The organism is Modicisalibacter xianhensis (assembly GCF_900113605.1).
In the GTDB taxonomy this organism is placed as follows: Bacteria; Pseudomonadota; Gammaproteobacteria; order Pseudomonadales; family Halomonadaceae; genus Modicisalibacter; species Modicisalibacter xianhensis.
This window is the reverse complement of record NZ_FOPY01000011.1, coordinates 25092-46100: the sequence shown is the minus strand read 5'-3', so window position 1 is coordinate 46100 and position 21009 is coordinate 25092. Positions and strand designations below refer to the sequence as shown.

Sequence of the window (21009 nt, the reverse complement as noted above, 5' to 3'; positions counted from 1 at the left end):
ACTCATTCCGTGCGGTCCGCCATGGCATTGATGGCCGCGACTGTCACCGCGCTACCGCCGAGTCGGCCACGCACGATACAAGAGGGCACCGAAGCGCTCTCCCACAAGGCCTGCTTGGATTCGGCGGCGCCGACGAAGCCTACCGGGCAGCCGACGATAGCCGCCGGCCGGGGGCAGCCGGGCTCCTCCAGCATGTTAAGCAGGTGAAACAGCGCCGTGGGGGCATTGCCGATCGCCACCACCGCGCCGTCCAGGTAGGGCCGCCAGAGTTCCACGGCCGCCGCCGAGCGCGTGTTGGCCATGTCCCGGGCCAGGTCGGGCACCCGGTCATCGTGCAGGGTACAGATAATGGCGTTGCCTGCCGGCAGGCGCTTGCGGGTGATGCCCTCGGAAACCATGCGTGCATCGCACAGGATCGGCGCGCCCTGCTGCAGCGCCTCTCGTGCCCGGTTCACGGCGTCGCCACGGAAATGAATGTGCGCGGCAAGTTCCACCAACCCTGCAGCATGGATCATGCGCACCGCCACCGGCTCTTCCTCTTCCGAGAAGCGCTCCAGCTCGGCCTCGCGCCGGATGATGGCAAAGGACTCGCGGTAGATAGCCGGTCCTTCCGTTTCATAGACGTGAGGCATCCAGGGTCTCCAGGTAAGCTAACAGGTCGGATTCGCCAAGGCCGGTCGCGGCCGGCGTGTCGTCGGCGCGTCCGCCCAGTATCAGGTCATAGCGGCCGGCGCGTCCCGTGAGGCAGAGTGTGGCCGGCTGCTGTCGGGCGCAGCCCTTGGCGCAGCCGGACACATGTACGGTGCCCTCGATCAGGCCGCTCAAGCGGTCGGCGAGCGCCAGGGTCGGCACGCTGGCCTGAGCGCAATGGGGCGCGCCAGGACACGCATCCATGCGCAGGCGCGTGTCCCGCTCGTCGTCCGGCAGATCATCGGCCGGGGGCGTGTCGCCTTTTTCCGCGCCTTCCACCAGCAGGCGGCGCCAGGGCGTTACCCGCACCGCAGTGACGCCAGCAGGGGCAATGGCGTCACGTAGCACCCTTGCCGGGACGCGTCCGAATGGCAGGCCGAACACCCGACCCCGCGGATGCTGTCCCAACGCCAGCCAGGCGCCGGGTGCGGCAGGGCGCACCGTGGCCGGAGCCCAGTCCGGCAACGCGACGGCATGACGAGCCATGCGTCCGGCGTCTCGGCCTCCGCTGTCGACGAACCAGTGCGTCAGGCGAACCAGAAGGGCAACGGCGACATCCACCGACGCCACCGGGGTACCCCGCGCTCGCCCGTCGGCCCGGACGAGCAGGCCGCCCGATGCCGCTCGCTCGAGGCGAAAGTCTGCCGAGGCCTCGCCCAGCACCGGTGCGTCGCCGGCATCGAGGGCAAAGCCCATCTTGGCAGGCAACGGCGGCATTTCGGCGAGGCGGGCCTGCAGTCGGTGGGCCGCCTGCTGGGTCGCGTCGCCCGCCTGCCACTCGGGTGCCAGCAGCAATGGCGGGTGACGCTCGTCGTGCGGCTCTGCGGCAACCAGCCGATGCTCGACAAGAAACGCCATCAGCTTGAGCCAGCCAGCCTCGGACACGCCACGCAACTGCAGATTGGCACGGCTGGTGAGTTCGAGCAGGCCGCTACCGAAGGTCTCGGCCGCGTCGCACAGCGCCAGCACCTGGGCCCGCGAGAGTCGCCCCAGGCGCGGGCGCACCCGAACCAGCAGGCCATCGCCGGTCGCCATGGGATGCCATGCACCGGGGCACCAGCCCTTGATGCGCACCTCATGCGTCATCCTCCGGCCTCCCGTGACTCGTCGATCTCCAGCAGCAGGTCCTGCAGGGCCGCGCCCTGCTCGGCCGGGCTCTGCCACATGCCCCGCTGGGCGGCTTCCAGCAGCCGTTCGGCCATCTCTTCCAATGCAGCGGGGTTATGCGCGCGTAAAAACTGCTGGTTGGCCTCGTCCAGCACCAGCGCGTCGGTCACCTGGGCATACTGGTAATCGGCCACCAGATCGGTGGTGGCGTCGTAGGCAAACAGGGTGTCCACCGTGGCGGCCATCTCGAAGGCGCCCTTGTAGCCGTGCTCGCGCATGGCCTCGATCCATTTGGGGTTGAGTACCCGGGAGCGAATCACGCGGGCCAGCTCCTCCTGGAGGGAACGAATCCGCGGCTGTGCCGGGTTGGCGTGATCGGCGTGGTAGATGGCCGGTGCCTGACCGCCCAGGGCGCGGCTGGCGTTGGCCATGCCGCCCTGAAAGGCGTAGTAGCTGTTCGAGTCGAGAATGTCGTGCTCGCGGTTGTCCTGGTTCTGCATCACCGCCTCCAGGCCCTCGAGCTGGCGTTCGAAGGCCCGGTGCGCGGCGATGCCGGACTCGGCAAACTGCCCGTAGGCATAGGCGCCGGCAACCAGGTAGGCCTCCGCCAGATCGTCCGCGCTTTTCCAGGCGCGGCTGTCGATGAGCCGATTCAGGCCGGTGCCATAGTGGCCGGGCTGGCTGCCGAACACGCGATAGCGAGCCTCCCGGGCGGCCGCGTCGGGCAAGAGGCCCTGGCGTTCGAGGGCCTGGCGGCGCTCGAGGACCGCCGCGCGGATGGTGTTGCCGTTGCCTGGCTCTTCATAATCGACGATCGCCTGTACCGCGGCATCGAACAGGCGCATGACATTGGGAAAGGCATCGCGGAAGAAGCCGGACACGCGCAGGGTGACGTCCACGCGCGGCCGTTGCAGCAGCATGGCGGGAATCACCTCGATGTCGATCACTCGCTGCGAGCCGAGCGACCAGACCGGGCGCACCCCCATCAGCGCGAACGCCTGGGCGATGTCGTCGCCTCCGGTGCGCATGGTCGCGGTGCCCCAGACCGACAGCCCCAGCCGGCGCGGGTAATCCCCGTTGTCCTGCAGGTAGCGCTCGACGAATGCCTGTGCCGACTTCTCGCCCAGGGCCCAGGCAGCGGGTGACGGAATCGAGCGGTTATCGACACTGAAGAAATTGCGTCCGGTGGGCAGCGTGTCCAGCCGCCCGCGGCTGGGGGCGCCACTTGGTCCCGGGGGCACGAAGTGGCCGCCGAGCCCGTCCAGCAGCGACTGGATCTCCATCTCGGCGCCACGCTGCATGGCGGCCCAGAGCCGCTCGCGGGCATAGCGGCATTGCTCTGCGGTCGCCGGATAGTCACGGGCCAGCTCGTTTAAGCATCCCCGTGCCAGGACGTAATCGGTGATCAGTCGATGGGCAAGCTGCTCCAGGCGCTCACGGGTATCGGCGGCGGTACGCCAGGTAGACGTCGCCAGCCCGGCCAGGGCCGGCGGTCTCGGGCCGGTCCATGGCTCGGTGCCCGCCGTCAATGGGTCGAAGCCCTCGCTCCCCACCTGCAGGCCCAGGTCATGCGCCAGGTTGTGCAGCAAGCCACGCTGCGCCGGGCCTTCGCCGCGGGGCAGCCTGAGGATGGCGACCAGGGTTCCCGCCAGCTTGTCCTGGGGCGGCAGGTTGCCCAGCACGTGCAGGCCATGGCGAATCTGGGCTTCCTTGATATCGCACAGGTAGGCATCCAGCTCGTTGAGCAGGCGTTCGTCATCCTCGCCACCCGCTGCCTGGGAGAGCTCCCGGTCAATGCCGGTACGGTGCAGGTGCGCCAGGATTCGCTCGCGCAACAACGCTTCACGCCGCGGGTCCATGCCCAGGGCCTGGTAATACTCATCGGTCAGGGCTTCGAGTTCCGCCATGTCACCGTAGAGTTCGGCCCGGGCCAGCGGGGGCATCAGATGATCGATGATCACGGCCTGGCTGCGGCGCTTGGCCTGGGCGCCTTCGCCCGGGTCGTTGACGATGAACGGATAGAAGTGCGGCAGCGGCCCCAGGACGACGTCCGGCCAGCAGTCGGCGCTCAGGGCCGTGCTCTTGCCCGGCAGCCACTCGAGATTGCCGTGCTTGCCGACGTGAACCACCGCATCCACGCGGTAGTGATCGCGCAGCCAGAGATAGAACGCCAGGTAGCTGTGGGGCGGCACCAGCTCGGTATCGTGGTAGCTCTGCGTCAGGCCATCGCTGAAGTCACGCTCGGGCTGAATCCCGACGAAAGTCTCCCCCAGGCGGATGCCGGCGATCATCAATCGGCCCTGGCGGCACTTGGGGTCGTCCGACGGGGCACCCCAGCGCGTCCATACCGCTTCCTGCAGCGAGACCGGCAGGCGCCGGAACCCCGCCATGTACTCGTCGAGGCTGATGCTCTGCCAGCACAGGCGTTGGTGCAGCCCATGGCGATCGTTGGTGATGGCACCCTGCAGTTGTCGGATCAATGCATCGCCGTCGTCCGGGACGTCGCTTACCGGGTAGCCCGCCGCGGCCAGGGCCTGGAGGAGCCGCACCGTCGATGCCGGGGTATCCAGGCCGACACCATTGCCGATGCGACCGTCGCGGTTGGGATAATTGGCCAGCACCAGGGCCAGGCGCTTGGCGGTGTTGGGCAACTGGCGCAACCGGCAGAATCGCCACGCCAGCCGGGCGACGAAGGCGGCGCGTTCCGCATGCAGGGTATGCCGGGTCACCGCCAGTTGGCAGCGTTCGTTGTAGTGGGCCTGCGACTTGAAACCCACCGCCCGCGTGATGATGCGGCCGTCCATCTCGGGCAGCACCACTTGCATGGCCATGTCGCGGCTATGCAGCCCTGCGGCCATGGACTGCCAGTCTTCCTCAGTGCTGCTCGCCAGAATGGCTTGAAGCACCACCGGACGCCCGACGAAGAGGCAGTCGGGAATCTCGTCGCTCAGGGCACCCAGATCGTCCGGGTTGCGGTTGATGGAAAAGCCGGTGGTGTTGATCACCAGCATGGCACCCGTCTGCTCGATCAGGTGATTGACGAAGTCGATGCATGAGGCCTCCTTGAGCGATGTCACGGCCACTGCCAGCGGCTCGAGCCCCTGGGTCTTCAGCGCCTCGATCAGGCCGTCCACGACGGTGGTATTGGCGCCTTGCAGGTGGCTGCGATAGAACAGCAGCAGGCATACCGGACGGTCGGGGATCCTGCTGGCCTGCCATTCGCTCAGCGCCGCCTCGTCACGCGCCGCTGACTGTGGCGAATGGAGCAGCGCCGCCGGCACCGCCCTGGGCTCCTGCCAGTCGAGGCCCACTCCCAGACAATCGGCGGCGACGAAGCGCAGCAGTTGCTCGGCATTGGCCACGCCGCCCTCGCGGAGATAGCGCCAGACCCGTTGGGCCGACGCGAAGGGCACACTGGACTCGTTCAGCAAGGCGTCGTCCGGCTCGTCGCAGCCCGGCGCCAGCACCAGATGACGCCCCTGGCCGGCAGTGGCCCAGGCGAGCAACCGCTCGTGACCATAACGCCAGTAGGCGCTGCCGCCCAGCAGCGAGACGATCACCAGGCGTGCCCGCTCGAGAACACGATCCTCGTAGAGATCGTAGGCGGCGGGCTTGACCAGGTTCATCCAGTTGGCGAGCCGTACCGACGGGTACGCATTGCCGGTCGTCGAGGCCAGTCGCTCGACGGCCTGCGCCAGTGCCGACAGGCTGCTGTCGGCGGCGGACAGGATGACGATCTCGGCAGGGCTCTGCTGCAGGTCGACGATGCCTTCATCGTCGACGAAGCCCCCGGGCTTGGCGGCGAAAAGATGCATCAGGCGGTCGTCGCGATCTCGGCGCTCGCCAGGGCCTGGTGCAACGCCTCGCTATCCAGTGACTTGCCGATGATGACGAGTTGGGTGTGGCGCGGCTCGTCCTGTCCCCATAGCCGGTCGTAATAGCCATCCAGGCGCTCGCCCACGGCCTGCACGACGCGGCGCATGGGCTTGCCCGGGATGGCCGCGAAGCCCTTGGCCCGATAGATCTCCTGGGTTTTCAGCAGGTGCTGGAGCCGGTCCGCCAGGATCTCGCCATCGACGTCGCCCAACCGGATCACGCAGGAATCGAAGTGGTCGTGCGCGTGGTCGTGGTGCACGCCTTCGGCATGGTGGCGGTCGTGGTGGTTTGCGATGCCCTCGATGCCTTCCTCGCTCGCCGCCCCGATGCCCATGAGGGCCTCCAGTTGGGCCGTCTCGGTGGCCAGGGTCTGGTCGATGAACAGGGTCTTGACCGATTCGGGAACGCGCGCCTGGATCATGGCCTCGACCCGTGCCTTGTCGGCCGGTGCGAGCAGGTCGGTCTTGCTGACCAGCACCAGGTCGGCCGCGCTCAACTGGTCGTCCAGCAATTCGCGCAGGCTGGGGTCGTGGTCCAGGCTGTCATCGGCCCGGCGCTGGGCCTCGACCTTGTCGACGTCGCTGGCGTAGCGGCCTGCAGCGACGGCGGGCCCGTCGACCACGGTGATGATGGCATCGACGGTGCAATGCTGGCGCACCTCCGGCCAGTTGAAAGCCTGGACCAGGGGCTTGGGCAGGGCCAGGCCGCTGGTCTCGATCAGGATGTGGTCGATGTCGTCGCGGCGGGCCACCAGCGTTTTCATCACCGGCAGGAACTCCTCTTCCACCGTGCAGCAGATGCAGCCATTCGCCAGTTCGTAGATGCCGCTGTCCTCGTCTCCCAGCGGACGGGCGTTCCCGCCGTCCTCCTCGCACCCCACGGCGCAGCCGCGCAGCAGGCTGGAGTCGATGTCCTGCTCGCCGAACTCGTTGACGATGACGGCGATACGCTTGCCGGTGACCTGGCGCAGGATGCTGGCCAATAGCGTGGTTTTTCCGCTGCCCAGAAAGCCGGTGACGACCGTGGCGGGGATCTTGTTCAGTTGCATCCTTGGGATTCCTTTGTCTCGATGGTCTGCGCCACGCCCTGTCCGAACAGGCGGGCCACGGCAGTCGGGTTGTCGGGGAAAAACAGGTGCAGGTAGGTGGCGGTCAATTGCTGCTGGCGATAGATGGCCTCGCCCGGCGCGGGATGACGCTGACGCCGCCCGTGGGCGATAGGCTCGGGCGTACCGCTGGCCTGGGAACGATGATGAGCGTGGCCGCGCACCTCGCCTTCGGGAAGCTCGGCGGTCTGCATTCCCTGGCAACCCCGACGTCCGCGCATGGCGCCATGCCCTGGCAGCAGGCCCAGCATGGCATGGGTCTGCCCGGCATGGTCCGTGAGGGACTCCAGGGCATAGAGCATGCCGCCGCATTCGGCGAGGATGGGCCTGTCGGCGACAAAGAAACTGCGAATGTCGTCCCGTATGGTGGTGTTCGCCGCCAGCCGCGCGGCGTGCAGTTCGGGGTAGCCCCCGGGAAGCCATAGCGCGTCACAGTCGGGCAGGCGGGTGTCGGTCAGCGGCGAGAAGAAACGCAGCGTCGCCCCCATGCGTTCCAGCAGGTCCAGGTTGGCCTGATAGATGAAGCTGAATGCGGCATCCCGCGCCACACCGATAGCGCGGTCTTGCAGCGACGGTAACGGGGCGGCCACTACTGGCTGGGGTGGTACAAACGTGACCGGCGGCAGTTGCAGCAGGGCCTCCGCCAATTCCTCGGCCAGCAACACCTTGGCGCCGGCCTCGAAGCGGCATTCCAGATCCTCGCGAATTTCCTCGGCCTGGACCAGCCCCAGGTGACGCTCGGGCAGGGCCAGGTCGGGATTGCGCGCCATGGTCGCCAGCAGCGGAAGGGTCTTCGGCAGTGCGGCGTCGATCAGTTCGCGATGGCGTGCCGAGCCGCAGGCATTGGCGATCATCCCGGCGATGCGGATGTCATCGCGAAAGCCCGCCAGGCCCGTCATCAGCGCCGCGGCGGTCTGCGCCATGCCTTTCACGTCCATGACGATGACCAGCGGCAGATCGAACAAGGCAGCCAGGTCGGCACTGGACGGTTCGCCATCGAACAGGCCCATGGCACCTTCCACCAGGATGAGATCCGCCTGTCGTGCCGCCTCGTAAAGGCGCTGGCGGCAATAGGTCTCGCCGGCCATCCACAGGTCGAGCTGATCGACCGGCTGGCCCGAGGCCTGGGCCAGTACCTGAGGATCCAGATAGTCCGGACCAGTCTTGAAGACCCGCACTACCTTGCCCTGATTGCGCAACATCCTGGCCAGCGCCGCGGTCACCGTGGTCTTGCCCTGGCCGGAGGCCGGCGCGGCGATGAACACGGCGGGGCAAACTGCATTCGCCGATTCACCATCCCCGGGAAGGTTGGTGCGGTGAGGGGCGTGAATGGCGGCGGGCTCGTTCATGTGGTCTCCAGGCGGGACAACGGGCGGTAGACTGCTCCGAGCTGTTCGGCGAGCTGGCGCCCCCGGCCACGCCTGACGGCGGCCTGCTCGGTATCGACCACGACGCAATCGCCGAGGGGCGGCAGGCCCGCCAGGGATTGCCGGGTACGGCCGTCGGTGATGAGGTAGGTGCGGATGTGCAGGGCGGCGTCCTGGCGCTGCCAGCGGCGAATCAGCTGCGCTGCGCGCAGGATGGCTGCACGGATCGGGGTGCCGCCGCCTGCGCCCGTGGCATCGAGCCGCTCGAGTGCCTCCTTGGGCGCACGTCGCCGTGGCAGGATCACGGTGATGTCATCATTGCCAAAGCCCAGGACCGCAATCTGTTCCCGAGCGGCGTAGGCCTGGCGCACCAGGCCGTCAACCAGGCCCTTGGCCCAGCCCAGCAGGTGCTGGCCCAGGGTCGAGGCCGAGGTGTCCAGCAGGATGAGATGTAGCACCGGCTGGCCGGTACGCGCCCGACGGTAGCGCAGCCGGCGCCAGGGCCACTGCCCCCGGCTGTCGGCCAGCGTGGCGAACCAGTCAGGACGATGGCCTTCGCCGTGCGCACGGCGCGGGCCAGGTTGCTGCCCGCGGCGGACCCGCGTGGATGATGCCGATGCGGTGACTGTTGCGCGAGTGCCGGGTTCGATCGTCGGGAAATCGGGTACCGGCACGCTAACGCTCGGCTGTGATACCGGCGGCATGGCGCCCCATTGGCCCTGGGGCGGCGACGGCTCGGCATCGCCCAGCGGCGTGCTCTGGCCGCTACCGGTCTCGCCTGGCCCCGAGGGTGGGGGAGGCGGCGTGCCGCGGGTCGAAGGGGGCGTCGTGCGGCGATGCGCCAGCACCCAGGGCTCGACGGTATCCAGGTCCTGCCGGCCCACCGTCGTTTCTCCTCGCCAGGCGGCATGTGCCAGTGCTGCGCGATGCCAGGTCACATCGGCACGCAGTCCCTCTACGCCCGCAGCCGCGCAGCGCGTCGCAATGTGCTCGTAGACCCAGGGCTCGGCGAGGGTATCGGGAAGCCGTTGCTGCGCCTGGCGAAGGCGTCGGGTCAGCGTCTCCTGATCGGCGTGGTATCGGGCGACGAAGCCGCCAGGGTCACGATCGAAGGCCTCGCGTTGCTGCACGATGGCCACCCGCTCGCGCACACTCGACGCTGCCTCCTGTTCGAGACACAACCCGAAACGATCGAGCAACTGCGGGCGCAGTTCCCCCTCGTCCGGGTTCATAGTGCCGATCAGGCTGAAGCGCGCGGGATGCGAATGGCTGATGCCGTCACGCTCGACGGCATTGACGCCGCTGGCCGCGACATCGAGCAGCAGATCCACCAGCGGGTCCGGCAGCAGGTTGACCTCGTCGACATACAGCACGCCACCATGGGCCTTGGCCAGCAGGCCTTCTTGGAAACTCGCCTCGCGCTCGGTCAGCACCCGCTGCAGATCCAGGCTGCCGGTCAGACGCTCCTCGCTGGCGCCCAGCGGCAGGGTGACGAACGGTGGCCGCCGGCCCTCGGCATCATCGGGCAGGATCGCCGCCAAGGCCCGCGCCAGGGTGGACTTGGCGCTGCCCTTGGGACCGCTGATCAGAACGCCACCGATACGCGGATTGATGGCATTGAGCAGCAGGGCGGTCTTGAGCGCCTCCTGGCCGACGACGGCGACGAAGGGGAACTCAGCCGGGAACGTCGTCATGGCCATGCGCTGTATCGGTAAGGCGCCGCAAGGCGAGGATGGAAAGCAGCCCGGCCAACAGCCAGAACGCCAGGTTGGTGAGCCCTGACGCCAGGATGAACTCATGCTGTAGTTCGGTCAGTGCCGCTACGGCCTGAGGGTCGGGGTGCGAGAAGCGCGGCCCTTGGTGGGCAGGCACCCAGGCATGGGGTACCAGGAGCAGGGGCAAACCGAGTCCGCGTTTCCAGCCCCGCGTCAAGACAAGCAGCCCCAGGCCGGCCGCGGCCAGGACGACAGTGGCGAGCCACCACAGTTGCCGTGACTCGAGGGCCGCCGCTGCTGCTCCGGGGATCTCGGGCGGCAGGCCGAGGGACGGTGCCACGAACACGGCAAGATAGCAGAGCCCGCCCATCATCAGGCCATGTCCTGCCGTCATCTTCAGCCGGCCGCGCTCGCGCAACTGGTTCATGACGACCAGCAGGAGGGCAGTGAAACCGATACCGGCTAGCGTATTGGAGACGGCAGTGTAGCCCAGGCGCTCGGCACCATCGGCTGGAGCCCAGGCCGAATCGTCATGGTGATGGCCGGCCTGGCCAGCGTGTGAATGGCCGTGATGGGGGACCGCAGCGGCATGAGGAGTAGCGCTGACCTCATGGCGTTCGGCGGCAAGTAGAAGCGGAGTGACCCCCGCGGATTGCATGGCCGTCATGGCCATGCCCAGGACAACGCCTATCAGGCAGGCGCTCAGCACCAGCTTGCGAAACATCGCTTGTCTCCTTCGGGTGTTTCAGTGGCAGGGAAACACGAAGGAGTGTCGGGTATCGTGAGCCGTGTTATGCGCTGCGCTCATCGGCAGAAAGCCGACGGCATAGAGAACCAGTGCGCCGAAGAGCACCACGGCGACCTGTTGCCAGGCCGATGAAACACGAGAGGCGGAGCGAGCCGCTCGCCGGGAGGAAGAGACAGGAGTCGTAGACATGTTGGATCCTTTCGGTGCCCACCGCACCATTGAGGGATGGCATGACATGACAGGCCGGTCTCCGGGCTCGAAGAGGGCGCATTTCACAGAAACTGCGCCATTGCCTGCACCTTCCCGGCGGATGCCAGTGGCTGTCGCAGGCGACTCTTTCTTTACCGTTGCGGGGGCAGCGATGGGATTGGCCGAGGCCTTACCATACTTCCCGATTATCCCCTGGCTGCAATACAGGGGCACCTGTCCGTAAGTGGGTCATCCTAAGGCAAGCGCTGCAATGAGCGCAATCGATGAGCGTCGATTGCGCTGCGTCTCGTTACCTCGTCGGCACGAAAACGGGGATGCCGTCGATCATGGCAGTGGAAAGTGGTTGACCATAGAGGCGCTCCAGTGCCGCTGGCACCAGCATCTGCCGGGCAGGGCCCCAGCAGGCCTCGCCGCCTGGATAGAGCAGTAGCAGGTGGCTGCACCACTGGGCCGCCAGGTTGAGGTCATGCAGGCACAGCACCACGGCCCGCCCGCTGCATGCCTGCTCGGCAAGCAGGGCCATGACCGACGTCTGGTGATGCAGGTCGAGGTGGTTGGTCGGCTCGTCGGCCAGCCACAGCTGCGGGGCCTGGGTGAGCACCGTGGCAATCGCCACGCGCTGGCGCTCGCCGCCGGATAGCGTGCCGACCAGGCGCTGCTCGAGATGGGCGACATCGAGCCGGGCCAGGGCGTCGCGGGCCAACGCAATGTCATCGTCGCGCTCCATCTGCCAGGGCGAGAGATGCGGGTGACGCCCGATCAGTGCGGTTTCCAGCACCGTGGCGGGAAAGCCGTCGCTGCGCTCCTGAAAGACCAGCCCCAGGCGCCGGGCCACCTCGCGTCGGCCCAGGTCGCCCAGTGGACGACCTGCCAGTTGCACCTGGCCGGCACGCGGTGCGCGCAGGCCGGCCAGCGTGTGCAGCAGTGTGGTCTTGCCGGCGCCGTTGGGCCCGAGCACGCCCCAGATCTGGCCGGGCTCGATGGCAAGCGCCAGCGGTCGTCCGCTGCCCCGTCCCGGCACGTCGACGATCAGGTCATTCAATGCCAGGCGGCCCATCAGCGGCTCCGGTGCAGCAGGTAGAGAAAGGTGGGCACGCCGAGCAGCGCAGTGATCACACCCACCGGCAGTTGCTCGGGGGCGATCACGGTGCGCGCCAAGGTGTCGGCCAGTGTCAGCAGCGTGCCGCCGGCCAGCGCACTGGCCGGCAGGATCAGGCGCTGGTCGTTTCCCAGCACCAGGCGCAGCATATGCGGGATCACCAGGCCGACGAAGCCGATGCTGCCGGCCATGGTCACGGCGATGGCGGTAAGCAGGCTGGCGGCAATGTAGATGCCCCATTCCAAGGGGCGCACCGCCACGCCGAGGGCGGCGGCCTGCAGCGACCCGCGCGCCAGTACGTTGAGGCTTCTGCCCAGCGGAATCGCCAGCAGGCAGGCGGCCGACAGCACGACCAGGGAGGGTAGCGGGCTGCGCGCGTAGGCGAGATCGCCCATCAGCCAGTAAAGCATGCCGGGCAGGGCCCGGGCCGGGCTGATCGCCAGCATCAACGTGACCACCGCGCCCCAGCCGGCAGCGACGACCACCCCGGTGAGCAACAGGCGCGAGGGCGTCCAGCTACCGGTGCCATGCGCCAGCCCGGACACCAGCAGGGTCGACAGCAGCGCCCCGGCAAACGCCGAGCCCGAGACCAGTACGCTGCCCAGCCCGGCGAGCATGGCCAGCAGGGCGCCCACCGCCGCGCCGCCGGACAGGCCCAGCACGTAGGGGTCGGCCAGCGGATTGCGCAGCAGTACCTGCATCAATGCGCCGGCCACGGCCAGCAGGCCGCCGGTGGCGAAGGCCGCCAGGGCGCGCGGCAAGCGCAGTTCGAGTACCAGCGTGCGCGCCAGGTCATCGCCTTGGCCGACCAGTACCGCTCCGAGCTGCGATGGGCCGACCGGGGCACTGCCGAGGGCAACCGCCAATCCCAGGGCGAGCGCTCCAAGCAAGGCGAGAACAGTCAGGGGCAGGGCGAGTGAGCGCATTGGTGGCCTCGGGTTAGCGGGACAAGCGGAAAATCAGCGCCGGGAGCGTGCCTCGTCAAGCTTTTCGCAGAAGATCCGGCTGCCCTCGAGCAAGCGCGGCGTGGGGCGCTGGATCAATGACGGCGGGACGAAGAACAGGTTGTCGCGTTCGACGGCCTGCAGCTCAGGGTAGCGCTTCCAGGCGTCCAGCCAGTCGCGGTTCTCCTCGCCCATGCCGCCGGCGACGATGGCCTCGGGATCGGCGGCCAGCACGGCCTCGGTGCCGATGCGCGGGACCAGTCGCTCCAGTTTACCGAACACGTTCCTGCCGCCGCACAGGGCAATGACTTCGCCGATCAGGTGGTCATCGTTGACCGTCATCAGCGGCTCGTCCCATACCTGATAGAACACTGGCATAGGGTCGGCATCGGCATACTGTGCGGCCAGCTCGGCCATGCCGTCGCGGAAACCTTGGGCCGCGGCATGACCCTCGGCCTCGCTACCGGCCAGGGTGGCCAGGCGCTCGATGGCGCTGGAGACGCCTTCGACGCTGCGCGGTTCGATCATGAACACGGGGATGCCCAGCGCGTCGAGCTTGGTAAGCTGTTCGCCAGGATTGCCGGTGGACCAGCCGATGGCCAGGTCGGGCGCGAGCGAGACCAGGCGCTCCAGGTCGAGGCGGGTATGGCTGCCCACCGAAGGCACCTGCCTGGCTTCGGGCGGGTAGTCGCTGTAGGAAACTACCGCGACCACCTGGTCCCCGGCACCTGCCGCATAGACCAGCTCGGTGGCGCCGGGCGAGAGTGCGGCGATGCGCCTGGCGGGTTTGTCCAGGCAGACTTTTTGGCCGCTGTCATCGGCGGCACAAACATCGGCCCGGGCCGGCGCCGACATTAGCATCGGCAGCACCAGGCCGAGTACCGCCAGGCAGGCCCTGGCGGTGACTAAGGCGTCGCGTTGCATGTCGTTCATTGATTGAAGTTGATACTGACGAAAGCGGCACGTCCGGCATTGATGTAGCTTGCCGCCGTCTCGTACTGCTTGTCGAACACGTTGTCCACGGTCAGGCGGGCGGTCCACAGCGGGGCGAACTCCCAGCCGGCGCGCAGGTTGAGCTGGCCGTAACCTGCCAGGCGCTCTTCGTTTTCCGCATCGTCATAACGATGGTTCTGCGCAATCCACGAGCCGCCCAGCACCCAGTCGCCCAGTTCGCGGTCGACGTCGAAGCGCAGACTCTGGGTGGCGCGGCGTGGCAAGGTGTTGCCTTCGTAGTCACCACCACGGCTTTCCGGGTCGGTATAGGTCAGGGCCAGTTCCAAGGACCAGTCACCGACTTCGGTACCCGAAGCGAGTTCGACGCCACGGATACGTGCTTTTTCGATGTTCTGCGGCATGGTCAATGAGGTATCTGACGGTGAGGGCGCCCAGGCGATAAGATTATCGACGTCAGTCTGGTAGGCCGCCAGATCCCAATAGTAACGTGAATACTGCCCGCGGATACCGATCTCCAGCGTCTCGGACGTCTCGGCCTCGAGATCGGGATTGCCGACATACCCCCAGCTATCCTGCGGGTAATACAAGTCGTTGAACGTCGGTGCCTTGAACGCGGTGGCGTAGCTGGCGCGCAGCGTATGGGCATCGTCCAGGGCGTAGCCCAGTGCCAGGTTGCCGGTCAGCTCTTCGCCGAAGGCTTCGTTGTCGTCGTAACGCAGGCCGGCCTGGATGGCGAAGGGTGCGAAATCGAGCAGTGCCTGGGTGAATACCGCGGTGTTGTCTCGGCTGTCCTCGGCGTAGTCCGTCGTGCCACTGACCTTGTCCTCGCTGTGTTCGACACCGGCGATCAGTTCGTGCTCGCCCAAAGCGACAGTGTTCTGCCAGCGTGCAGCCTGTGTGCGAGTGTTGAAGGCAGTGGCGCCATACGAGGAAAAGTCGTCCAGTTCATCCCGGGATTCGCTCAGCGTCAACCGGCTGCGCCAGTTGCCGGCCACCGGAATCTCGCCATACACGCCGGCGACCTGCTGGATAAAGTCCATGTCGCCACCGCTATACTCGGTGTTGCCCCGGGCTCGCAGTCCCAGCGCGCCGATCTCGACTCCATTGTCGAAGGTATGCGACAGGCGGGCGAAGCTAGTGGTGTTGTCGAAGCCTTTGTCTTCGCCGCCTTCCTTGATCGCGGTGCCATCGGTAGTGAAGCGGCTGCCGGCAACGCTATAGCGGGTGCCGTCCTGGCTGCCGGAGAGACTGGCGGAGTAGCGTTGGGTGTCAAAGGAACCGGTGCCCACCGAAAAGCTCGGCTGGGGACCGCCCGTGTCGCCTTCGGGCGTGAACAGTTGCACCACGCCGCCCATGGCGTCGGCACCGTACAGGCTGCTTGTCGGGCCGCGCACGATTTCGGCGCGCTCGAACAGATTGGGATCAAGGTACTGCCAGGAAGCGCCACCGGCCGTGGCCGAGCGCAGGCGAATGCCATCGATCATCAACAGGGTGGCATCGTTGCTCAGGCCCCGGATATAAACGCTGCTGGCCTTGCCATAGGCACCGTTCGTGGTGACATCGACACCCGGCTGGCCACGCAGGACCTCGGTCAGGCTGGTCGGTGCCTGGCGCTCGAGCTCCTCCTTTTCGATCACGGTTACCGAAGAGAGGGTCTCATTGGCGGTGCGTGGCGTCAGCGTGGCAGTGACAGTAAGCGGGTTGAGGGTCAGTGATTCTTCGGTCTCGGTCGAGGTGTCCTGCGCATTGGCGCCCAGCGGTAGCCAGCAAAGACTCAGGGCGACCAGCCCCTGCGTGGTGGTGTTCTTGCTTTTCATGGTGTGTTCCTGCCTGCCGAGCGCTCCCGCACGGCGAGGATGGGTGGGGCCGTGAAAGGAGGGACACCATGAGCGGGGAGGGAAAGGAACAATAGCGATCCGGCCCTGCCCGGGCGCTCTCCGCAACACCGGCGTGCTATCCCAGGCCGGTATCCGGGCTGACGAGCGGAGCGAACCCAAGGAGCGTTCCGGGCAGGCCGCCTTCCCATGTCTCGTCGACACAGTGGCGTCATGGCTGCCTTGACTCGATCACCGTTGCGGGAGCAGCGTCGGAGTGGCACCGACTTCCCGTTTAACCCCGCCGACACGCAGGGCACCTGAGGGGGGCATAAGCTAGCAATGCGGCATGGGGGCGTCAATGCGGCTGGGTGTCGCGTGATTTGTGCCCAGGCGGAGGACGCTACACTGGCAAGCAACGTCTACCAAGGAAGGAGATGCGAAATGCCGGCATTCAATGACCAATCTCGCCAGGCGGCAAAGCGGCTAAATCGGCAATGTTTCTGCCTTACCCTGGACCGCCATGAGCTCGAGCGCAGCCTCACCCGGCAACTGCACGACGATGCCTCAGCCATCCCCGAGGCCGCCAGCCTGTTAAGCGACACGCACTCTCACCTGTTCTCGGATACACCGGTATTCGTGCCACGTGAAGACATTCTGGCGATGCAGCGCGTGGTCCGGGCTATCAATCGTGCTGCGCTATTGTCGGGTTATCGTCGCGCTGCCCTGAACTGGGCCCCGGAGATCGCCGGGATCGACCCGGGACCGGTGGGGGCATTCATGGGGTACGACTTCCATCTCGGAGAGGCGGGACCGCAACTGATCGAGGTCAACACCAACGCCGGAGGCGCTTTCCTCAACGCCAGGCTGGGACGCGCCCAGCGAACTTGCTGCGGGCCGGCGGCCCAGCGAGAGCACACCACGGCACAGCTCGAAGTGTTCGATGCCAACGTGGTGCGCATGTTCGAGCGCGAATGGCAGCACCAGCGGGGCAGGGGACGGCCTGTACGCCTGGCCATTGTCGACGATCGCCCCGAGTCGCAGTACCTGTATCCCGAATTCCTTCTGGCCCAGGCGCTGCTGGAATCCCATGGCATCGAGACGCTGATTGCCGACCCCGGTGAGCTGACGTACACGCAGGTGCGACTGTACTCTAATGGCGCGCCGGTCGATCTGGTCTATAACCGGCTGGTCGACTTTGCGCTGGAGGCGCCGGCGCATGCCGCACTGCGCGAAGCCTATCGTGATGGGGCCGTAGTAGTGTCGCCCAATCCGCACGTGCATGCCCTGTTCGCCGATAAACGCAACCTGACGCTGCTGTCCGATGCGGCACGACTACGCGACTGGGGGCTGGAAGAGCCTGATATCCAGGCATTGGAGCATGCCGTGCCGCTGACTCGGGACGTCACCGAGGCGAATGCGGAGAGTCTGTGGCAGGCGCGTCGCGAACTGTTCTTCAAGCCGGCCACGGGGCATGGTAGCAAGGGCGTCTACCGAGGCAGCAAGCTGACCCGGGGCACGTTCTCCCAGATCGTACAGGGGGGATACATCGCCCAGGCCTATGTGCCTCCCAGCGAGCGCCTGATCAACGTCGACGGCACACCCGTCGAGCGCAAGGTAGACGTTCGCCTGTATACCTACGCCGACGAGGTACTGCTGGTTGCGGCACGCGTCTACCAGGGCCAGGCCACCAACTTTCGCACACCGGGTGGCGGCTTCGCACCGGTCTTTCAGGTGTGAGCGCGAAGCGTCGACCGGGCGGGAAGCGAAAAAACCCACCCGGCTCGGGTGGGTCATGCTTACGGACGTGCGATGACCTTCGTTCAGGTCAGGCTACCTCAGGAAGCGTCCGACTGGTTGACGCGACGCAGTGCATCGGTTGCTGCCTCGCTGTCGCCGGACCAGTCCAGATTGGCTGATGCAGTCTCGCGCTGGGATCTATCGGACGTATCGGTAGCGTTGGTGCGTTTCAGTGCATCGCTCATGGCAGCACTGTGTCCGCCTCCGACATTGGCGGTAGTCTGCAGAGTCTCGGCGTTGGTTGCTTGCGCCGACTGAGAAGTCGTCGGCTGGTTGAGGCGTTCGAAGGCCTGTTCCTGAGCCTCGCTGTTGGCGTTTGCAGTCAGCGGCAAAGCGATGGCCAGAGTGGCGGTTGCAAATGCATTGAGTGCGAGTCGCTGTTTCATCAATCGTTCTCCTTTGAAGCTTGCTAAATTTTAGCTTGCTAACAATGTGGAGGAATTATTGGCTGAAACCGCCATTAGTGCAAATAGTCTCAGTCTAATTTGCTGTTAGCCTGCATTTATTGATGAAAAACCCGCTCCTGTCGGCGGAGCGGGTGAAGGTATTACCGTCCTCGGAACTGGGATATCAGAGAGCGACAGAGCGCATCGAACCATGCTCGATGGCCGCCTGATGCCATGACAGTGCCTTCTCCAGACAATGAGGGGTATGTCCGCCGCGTCGGCAGGCGTCCTCGAAATAGGTGCGCAGTGCGGGGCGATAGTAGGGATCGGCGCAGTTCTCGATGATTTCCACGGCGCGCTCGCGGGGCGCCAGGCCGCGCAGATCCGCCAGGCCGTGCTCGGAAACCAGAATATCGACGTCGTGCTCGTTATGGTCGACGTGACTGACAAAGGGCACGAAGCTCGACAGATCGCCCCGCTTGGCCGTCGATGAGGTGACGAAGATCGACAGCTGACCGTTGCGGGCGAAGTCTCCCGAGCCGCCGATGCCATTCATCATGTGCGTGCCATTGACGTGGGTGGAGTTGACGTTGCCATAGATATCGGCTTCGAGCGCGGTATTGATGGCGATGATGCCCAGGCGGCGGACGATGCCCGGGTGATTCGACATTTCCTGCGGACGCAGCACGATGCGCTCCTTGTAGCGCTCGAGATCGTTCCAGACCCGCTGGCCACACGCCTCGGACAAGGTGATCGAGCTGCCCGAAGCGAAGGTCATCTTGCCGCTGTCGAGCAGGTCGAAGGTGCTGTCCTGCAGCACTTCCGAGTACATGGTCAGGTCCTCGAAAGGCCCCTCGATCAGGCCGTTCATGACCGCATTGGCTACGGTACCGATACCGGCTTGCAAGGGCAGCAGTGACGACGTCAAACGCCCGGCCTCGACCTCGCCCTCGAAGAAGCGGATGAGATGGTTGGCAATGCGCTGCGTGTCCGCGCTGGGCGGCTGAACGGTGGATGGGCTGTCCTTGCCCTCGGTGAGCACGATCGCCGCGATCTTTTCCGGGGCGATGGGAATGTAGTGAGTGCCGATACGCGTATCGGGCGCTGTCACCGGGATTGGCTGACGGCGCGGACGCATCTGGGGAATATAGATGTCGTGCAGTCCGATCATCGCCTCGGGCGTGGCCAGGTTAAGCTCGATGATCACCTTGTCGGCGAGGATGGCGAAGCTCGCCGAGTTGCCTACCGACGAGGTCGGCACGATGCCACCATCCTCGGTGATGGCACTGGCCTCGATGATCGCCACGTCCAGCTTGCCGAGTTGCTTGTTGCGCAGCAGTTCCACCGTCTCGGACAGGTGCTGGTCGATGAACATGACTTCGCCGGCATTGATAGCGCGGCGCAGCGTGGCATCGACCTGGAACGGCATGCGCCGGGCCAGCACGTGCGTCTCCGTCAGGCGCTTGTCGATATCGTTGCCCAGCGAAGCCCCGGTCATCAGGTTGATCTTGAGCGGGTCGCTCTCGGCGCGTCGTGCCAGCGCCAGCGGTACGTCCTTGGCCTCGCCGGCACGGGTGAAACCGCTCATGCCCACGGTCATGCCATCCTGGATCAGCGCCGCGGCCTCGTCCGCCGACATGATCCGATCACGCCAGCCCGGGAGCCGGCAGCGCTGTTCTGCCCGATGCATCATGGTACTCCTCCGCAAGGCGGCGGGGCCGCCGTGTTATCTTCGATAGCAGCCTATCTTATCGGACGATGACGCTCTTGCAGAAGAAAAACAGCGCGTAGCGTGGCGCTTCAGGAAACGACGTTAGCAGCCGTGACGACGACTTCCAGCAGGGTGCCTTCGCCCAGGTCGGCCACGCCCACGGTAGCGCGCGCAGGCAGGTGCTCGGGACCGAGCCAGGCCGTCCATACGTCGTTCATCGCCTTCTTGAGGCCCAGGTCAGACACGTAGACGGTCGCCGAGACGACCCGGGTACGGTCGAGACCAACTTCTTCCAAGTAGGTGTCGAGCTTGTCCAGCACCTGGCGCGTCTGGCCGGCCATGTCCAGTGACATGTCGTCGGCCGCGATACCGCCGAAGAACACCAGGCCATTGGCTTCGACGGCACGGTGCATGATGGGGGTCTTGAGGTAGCGTCGGGTCATGGGAAACGCCTCGTCATGGTGGAAGGCGTACGCTAGCAGGCGTTGCCCAACGGGAATAATGCCGGTTCAGGCCCGGGTCATGCCGGAATGTTATGGGATGTCTGGCCGTGCTCGCCCAGGCGTTGGCGAAACAGGGCAATGAAATCCTGGGTCAGTTGCGAGCACGGCTGATCGCGAGGCGTCAGCAAGGCCACGTCCTCGCCGAGCGCGAAAGCCAGCGGTCGCAGTACGAGTCCCTCGCTGCCAAAGGCGCGGGCATTGATCGGATCGAGCACGGCGATGCCCAGCCCATGTCTCACCAGGCGCGTCGCCTGCAGGGCCAGCGACACCTCGAGGCGTTGTCGGGCCTGCACGCCTTCACGTTCCAGCATGTGGTCGAGCCTCGCTCGCAGCGGATCGTGCCTCTCGAAGCGAATCAGCGTCTGGTCATGAAAGTCCTGCAAGTCGATGACCGGCTTGCTGGCCATGGGATGCCAGGACGGCATGACGCATAGGCTTTCGAGGCGGAAGGTCTCCTGCGCAACCCGCTCATCGCCCTCGACGCCAATGGCAAAACCCACGTCGCAGCGCTGGGTAATCACCTCGTCGATCACCTGGGCGGAACGGTAGGTGCTCAGCTCCAGACTGGCATCGGGGTGCTCGGCGCCGAACTCGGCCAGCAGGTCGGGAAGAAAGGTCATGCCCAGCAGCGGCATGGCACTGATGCGCAGCCCACCCATCTCACGTTCGCGGATGCGACGCGCTGTCTCCCGCAGGTGATCGATGCCGGTCCACACCCGGGCCACCTCGCGGTAGAAAATGCGCGCCTCGGGCGTGGGCACCAGACGTCCGCGTACCCGCTCGAACAGAACGAAACCGACATCGTGCTCGAGTTGCTTGAGCAAGCGGGTGACGCCGGGCTGTGCAGTGAGCATCCGCTGGGCGGCGCCAGTAACGGTGCCGCTTTCCATGACGTGCTTGAAGGCCTGGACCTGACGGTCGCTAAGTCGTGATGTAGTCATAACATCAAGGCATCGAGTGGCGAAACAATGGTATTGGAG

At 66.1% G+C, this 21009-nt stretch carries 17 protein-coding genes and 2 riboswitches; of the genes, 1 reads left to right on the top strand and 16 read right to left on the bottom strand.

Going from position 1 to position 21009, the window contains the following annotated elements; translation table 11 throughout:
• Positions 1 to 2 precede the first annotated feature (2 nt).
• The 12 genes from BM194_RS13660 to BM194_RS13605 form a co-directional block, all read right to left on the bottom strand.
• On the bottom strand, positions 3 to 632 hold the full coding sequence (locus BM194_RS13660) for a precorrin-8X methylmutase (protein ID WP_092847666.1): 630 nt from the start codon (positions 630 to 632) through the stop codon (positions 3 to 5).
• Positions 616 to 1776 carry a cobalamin biosynthesis protein CobG gene (locus BM194_RS13655; protein ID WP_092847664.1) on the bottom strand — a complete coding sequence of 387 codons (1161 nt, stop codon included), beginning with the start codon at positions 1774 to 1776 and terminating at the stop codon, positions 616 to 618. The genes BM194_RS13660 and BM194_RS13655 overlap by 17 nt, the downstream gene beginning before the upstream one ends.
• Positions 1773 to 5612: a cobaltochelatase subunit CobN gene (gene cobN / locus BM194_RS13650; protein WP_092847661.1), complete on the bottom strand. Its 3840-nt coding sequence runs from the start codon at positions 5610 to 5612 to the stop codon at positions 1773 to 1775. The genes BM194_RS13655 and cobN overlap by 4 nt, the downstream gene beginning before the upstream one ends.
• Complete coding sequence (gene cobW / locus BM194_RS13645) at positions 5612 to 6721, bottom strand: cobalamin biosynthesis protein CobW (protein ID WP_092847658.1); 1110 nt, start codon at positions 6719 to 6721, stop codon at positions 5612 to 5614. The genes cobN and cobW overlap by 1 nt, the downstream gene beginning before the upstream one ends.
• Positions 6712 to 8127, bottom strand: a complete 1416-nt coding sequence (locus tag BM194_RS13640; RefSeq protein WP_092847656.1) for a cobyrinic acid a,c-diamide synthase CobB — start codon at positions 8125 to 8127, stop codon at positions 6712 to 6714. Before BM194_RS13640 ends, cobW begins: the two co-directional genes overlap by 10 nt.
• Positions 8124 to 9839 carry an AAA family ATPase gene (locus BM194_RS13635; protein ID WP_092847985.1) on the bottom strand — a complete coding sequence of 572 codons (1716 nt, stop codon included), beginning with the start codon at positions 9837 to 9839 and terminating at the stop codon, positions 8124 to 8126. Before BM194_RS13635 ends, BM194_RS13640 begins: the two co-directional genes overlap by 4 nt.
• Positions 9820 to 10584, bottom strand: a complete 765-nt coding sequence (locus BM194_RS13630) for a CbtA family protein (protein ID WP_092847653.1) — start codon at positions 10582 to 10584, stop codon at positions 9820 to 9822. Before BM194_RS13630 ends, BM194_RS13635 begins: the two co-directional genes overlap by 20 nt.
• A gap of 21 nt (positions 10585 to 10605) precedes the next feature.
• Entirely contained in the window at positions 10606 to 10797 is a 192-nt protein-coding gene (locus tag BM194_RS13625) for a CbtB domain-containing protein (protein ID WP_092847651.1), read from the bottom strand.
• A gap of 35 nt (positions 10798 to 10832) precedes the next feature.
• A riboswitch (cobalamin riboswitch) is annotated at positions 10833 to 11049 on the bottom strand.
• 58 nt (positions 11050 to 11107) lie between these two features.
• Entirely contained in the window at positions 11108 to 11875 is a 768-nt protein-coding gene (locus BM194_RS13620) for an ABC transporter ATP-binding protein (protein WP_092847649.1), read from the bottom strand.
• Positions 11875 to 12843, bottom strand: coding sequence for a FecCD family ABC transporter permease (locus BM194_RS13615; RefSeq protein ID WP_092847646.1), 969 nt, complete (start codon positions 12841 to 12843; stop codon positions 11875 to 11877). Before BM194_RS13615 ends, BM194_RS13620 begins: the two co-directional genes overlap by 1 nt.
• Before the next feature lie 33 nt (positions 12844 to 12876).
• The gene (locus tag BM194_RS13610) at positions 12877 to 13785 is read right to left on the bottom strand and encodes a cobalamin-binding protein (protein WP_177223415.1); all 909 of its coding nucleotides are present in this window, start codon (positions 13783 to 13785) and stop codon (positions 12877 to 12879) included.
• Positions 13786 to 13790: 5 nt separating this feature from the next.
• Positions 13791 to 15632, bottom strand: a complete 1842-nt coding sequence (locus tag BM194_RS13605; protein WP_092847644.1) for a TonB-dependent receptor domain-containing protein — start codon at positions 15630 to 15632, stop codon at positions 13791 to 13793.
• Positions 15633 to 15759: 127 nt separating this feature from the next.
• Positions 15760 to 15968: riboswitch (cobalamin riboswitch) on the bottom strand.
• Positions 15969 to 16073: 105 nt separating this feature from the next.
• On the opposite strand from BM194_RS13605, the gene BM194_RS13600 reads away from it, so the two are divergent.
• Positions 16074 to 17369: an ATP-grasp domain-containing protein gene (locus BM194_RS13600; protein ID WP_092847642.1), complete on the top strand. Its 1296-nt coding sequence runs from the start codon at positions 16074 to 16076 to the stop codon at positions 17367 to 17369.
• Positions 17370 to 17467: 98 nt separating this feature from the next.
• On the opposite strand, the gene BM194_RS13595 is transcribed toward BM194_RS13600, so the two are convergent.
• The 4 genes from BM194_RS13595 to BM194_RS13580 form a co-directional block, all read right to left on the bottom strand.
• Positions 17468 to 17815 (bottom strand): hypothetical protein, encoded by a 348-nt coding sequence (locus tag BM194_RS13595; RefSeq protein ID WP_092847638.1) that lies wholly within the window; start codon positions 17813 to 17815, stop codon positions 17468 to 17470.
• Between the two features lie 184 nt (positions 17816 to 17999).
• Entirely contained in the window at positions 18000 to 19508 is a 1509-nt protein-coding gene (locus BM194_RS13590) for an acetyl-CoA hydrolase/transferase family protein (RefSeq protein WP_092847635.1), read from the bottom strand.
• A 107-nt stretch (positions 19509 to 19615) separates the two neighbouring features.
• Positions 19616 to 19969, bottom strand: coding sequence for a RidA family protein (locus BM194_RS13585; protein WP_092847632.1), 354 nt, complete (start codon positions 19967 to 19969; stop codon positions 19616 to 19618).
• Positions 19970 to 20046: 77 nt separating this feature from the next.
• On the bottom strand, positions 20047 to 20970 hold the full coding sequence (locus BM194_RS13580; protein WP_092847628.1) for a LysR substrate-binding domain-containing protein: 924 nt from the start codon (positions 20968 to 20970) through the stop codon (positions 20047 to 20049).
• Positions 20971 to 21009 lie beyond the last annotated feature (39 nt).

Coding starts and splice junctions, on each gene's coding strand:
- BM194_RS13620 (WP_092847649.1), bottom strand. CDS start 11,875: ATGGGCCGCCTGGCATTGAATGACCTGATCGTCGACGTGCCGGGACGG.
- BM194_RS13640 (WP_092847656.1), bottom strand. CDS start 8,127: ATGAACGAGCCCGCCGCCATTCACGCCCCTCACCGCACCAACCTTCCC.
- BM194_RS13600 (WP_092847642.1), top strand. CDS start 16,074: ATGCCGGCATTCAATGACCAATCTCGCCAGGCGGCAAAGCGGCTAAAT.
- BM194_RS13615 (WP_092847646.1), bottom strand. CDS start 12,843: ATGCGCTCACTCGCCCTGCCCCTGACTGTTCTCGCCTTGCTTGGAGCG.
- BM194_RS13625 (WP_092847651.1), bottom strand. CDS start 10,797: ATGTCTACGACTCCTGTCTCTTCCTCCCGGCGAGCGGCTCGCTCCGCC.
- BM194_RS13635 (WP_092847985.1), bottom strand. CDS start 9,839: ATGACGACGTTCCCGGCTGAGTTCCCCTTCGTCGCCGTCGTCGGCCAG.
- BM194_RS13590 (WP_092847635.1), bottom strand. CDS start 19,508: ATGATGCATCGGGCAGAACAGCGCTGCCGGCTCCCGGGCTGGCGTGAT.
- BM194_RS13660 (WP_092847666.1), bottom strand. CDS start 632: ATGCCTCACGTCTATGAAACGGAAGGACCGGCTATCTACCGCGAGTCC.
- BM194_RS13630 (WP_092847653.1), bottom strand. CDS start 10,584: ATGTTTCGCAAGCTGGTGCTGAGCGCCTGCCTGATAGGCGTTGTCCTG.
- BM194_RS13605 (WP_092847644.1), bottom strand. CDS start 15,632: ATGAAAAGCAAGAACACCACCACGCAGGGGCTGGTCGCCCTGAGTCTT.
- BM194_RS13580 (WP_092847628.1), bottom strand. CDS start 20,970: ATGACTACATCACGACTTAGCGACCGTCAGGTCCAGGCCTTCAAGCAC.
- BM194_RS13655 (WP_092847664.1), bottom strand. CDS start 1,776: ATGACGCATGAGGTGCGCATCAAGGGCTGGTGCCCCGGTGCATGGCAT.
- BM194_RS13595 (WP_092847638.1), bottom strand. CDS start 17,815: ATGAAACAGCGACTCGCACTCAATGCATTTGCAACCGCCACTCTGGCC.
- cobW (WP_092847658.1), bottom strand. CDS start 6,721: ATGCAACTGAACAAGATCCCCGCCACGGTCGTCACCGGCTTTCTGGGC.
- BM194_RS13585 (WP_092847632.1), bottom strand. CDS start 19,969: ATGACCCGACGCTACCTCAAGACCCCCATCATGCACCGTGCCGTCGAA.
- cobN (WP_092847661.1), bottom strand. CDS start 5,612: ATGCATCTTTTCGCCGCCAAGCCCGGGGGCTTCGTCGACGATGAAGGC.
- BM194_RS13610 (WP_177223415.1), bottom strand. CDS start 13,785: ATGCAACGCGACGCCTTAGTCACCGCCAGGGCCTGCCTGGCGGTACTC.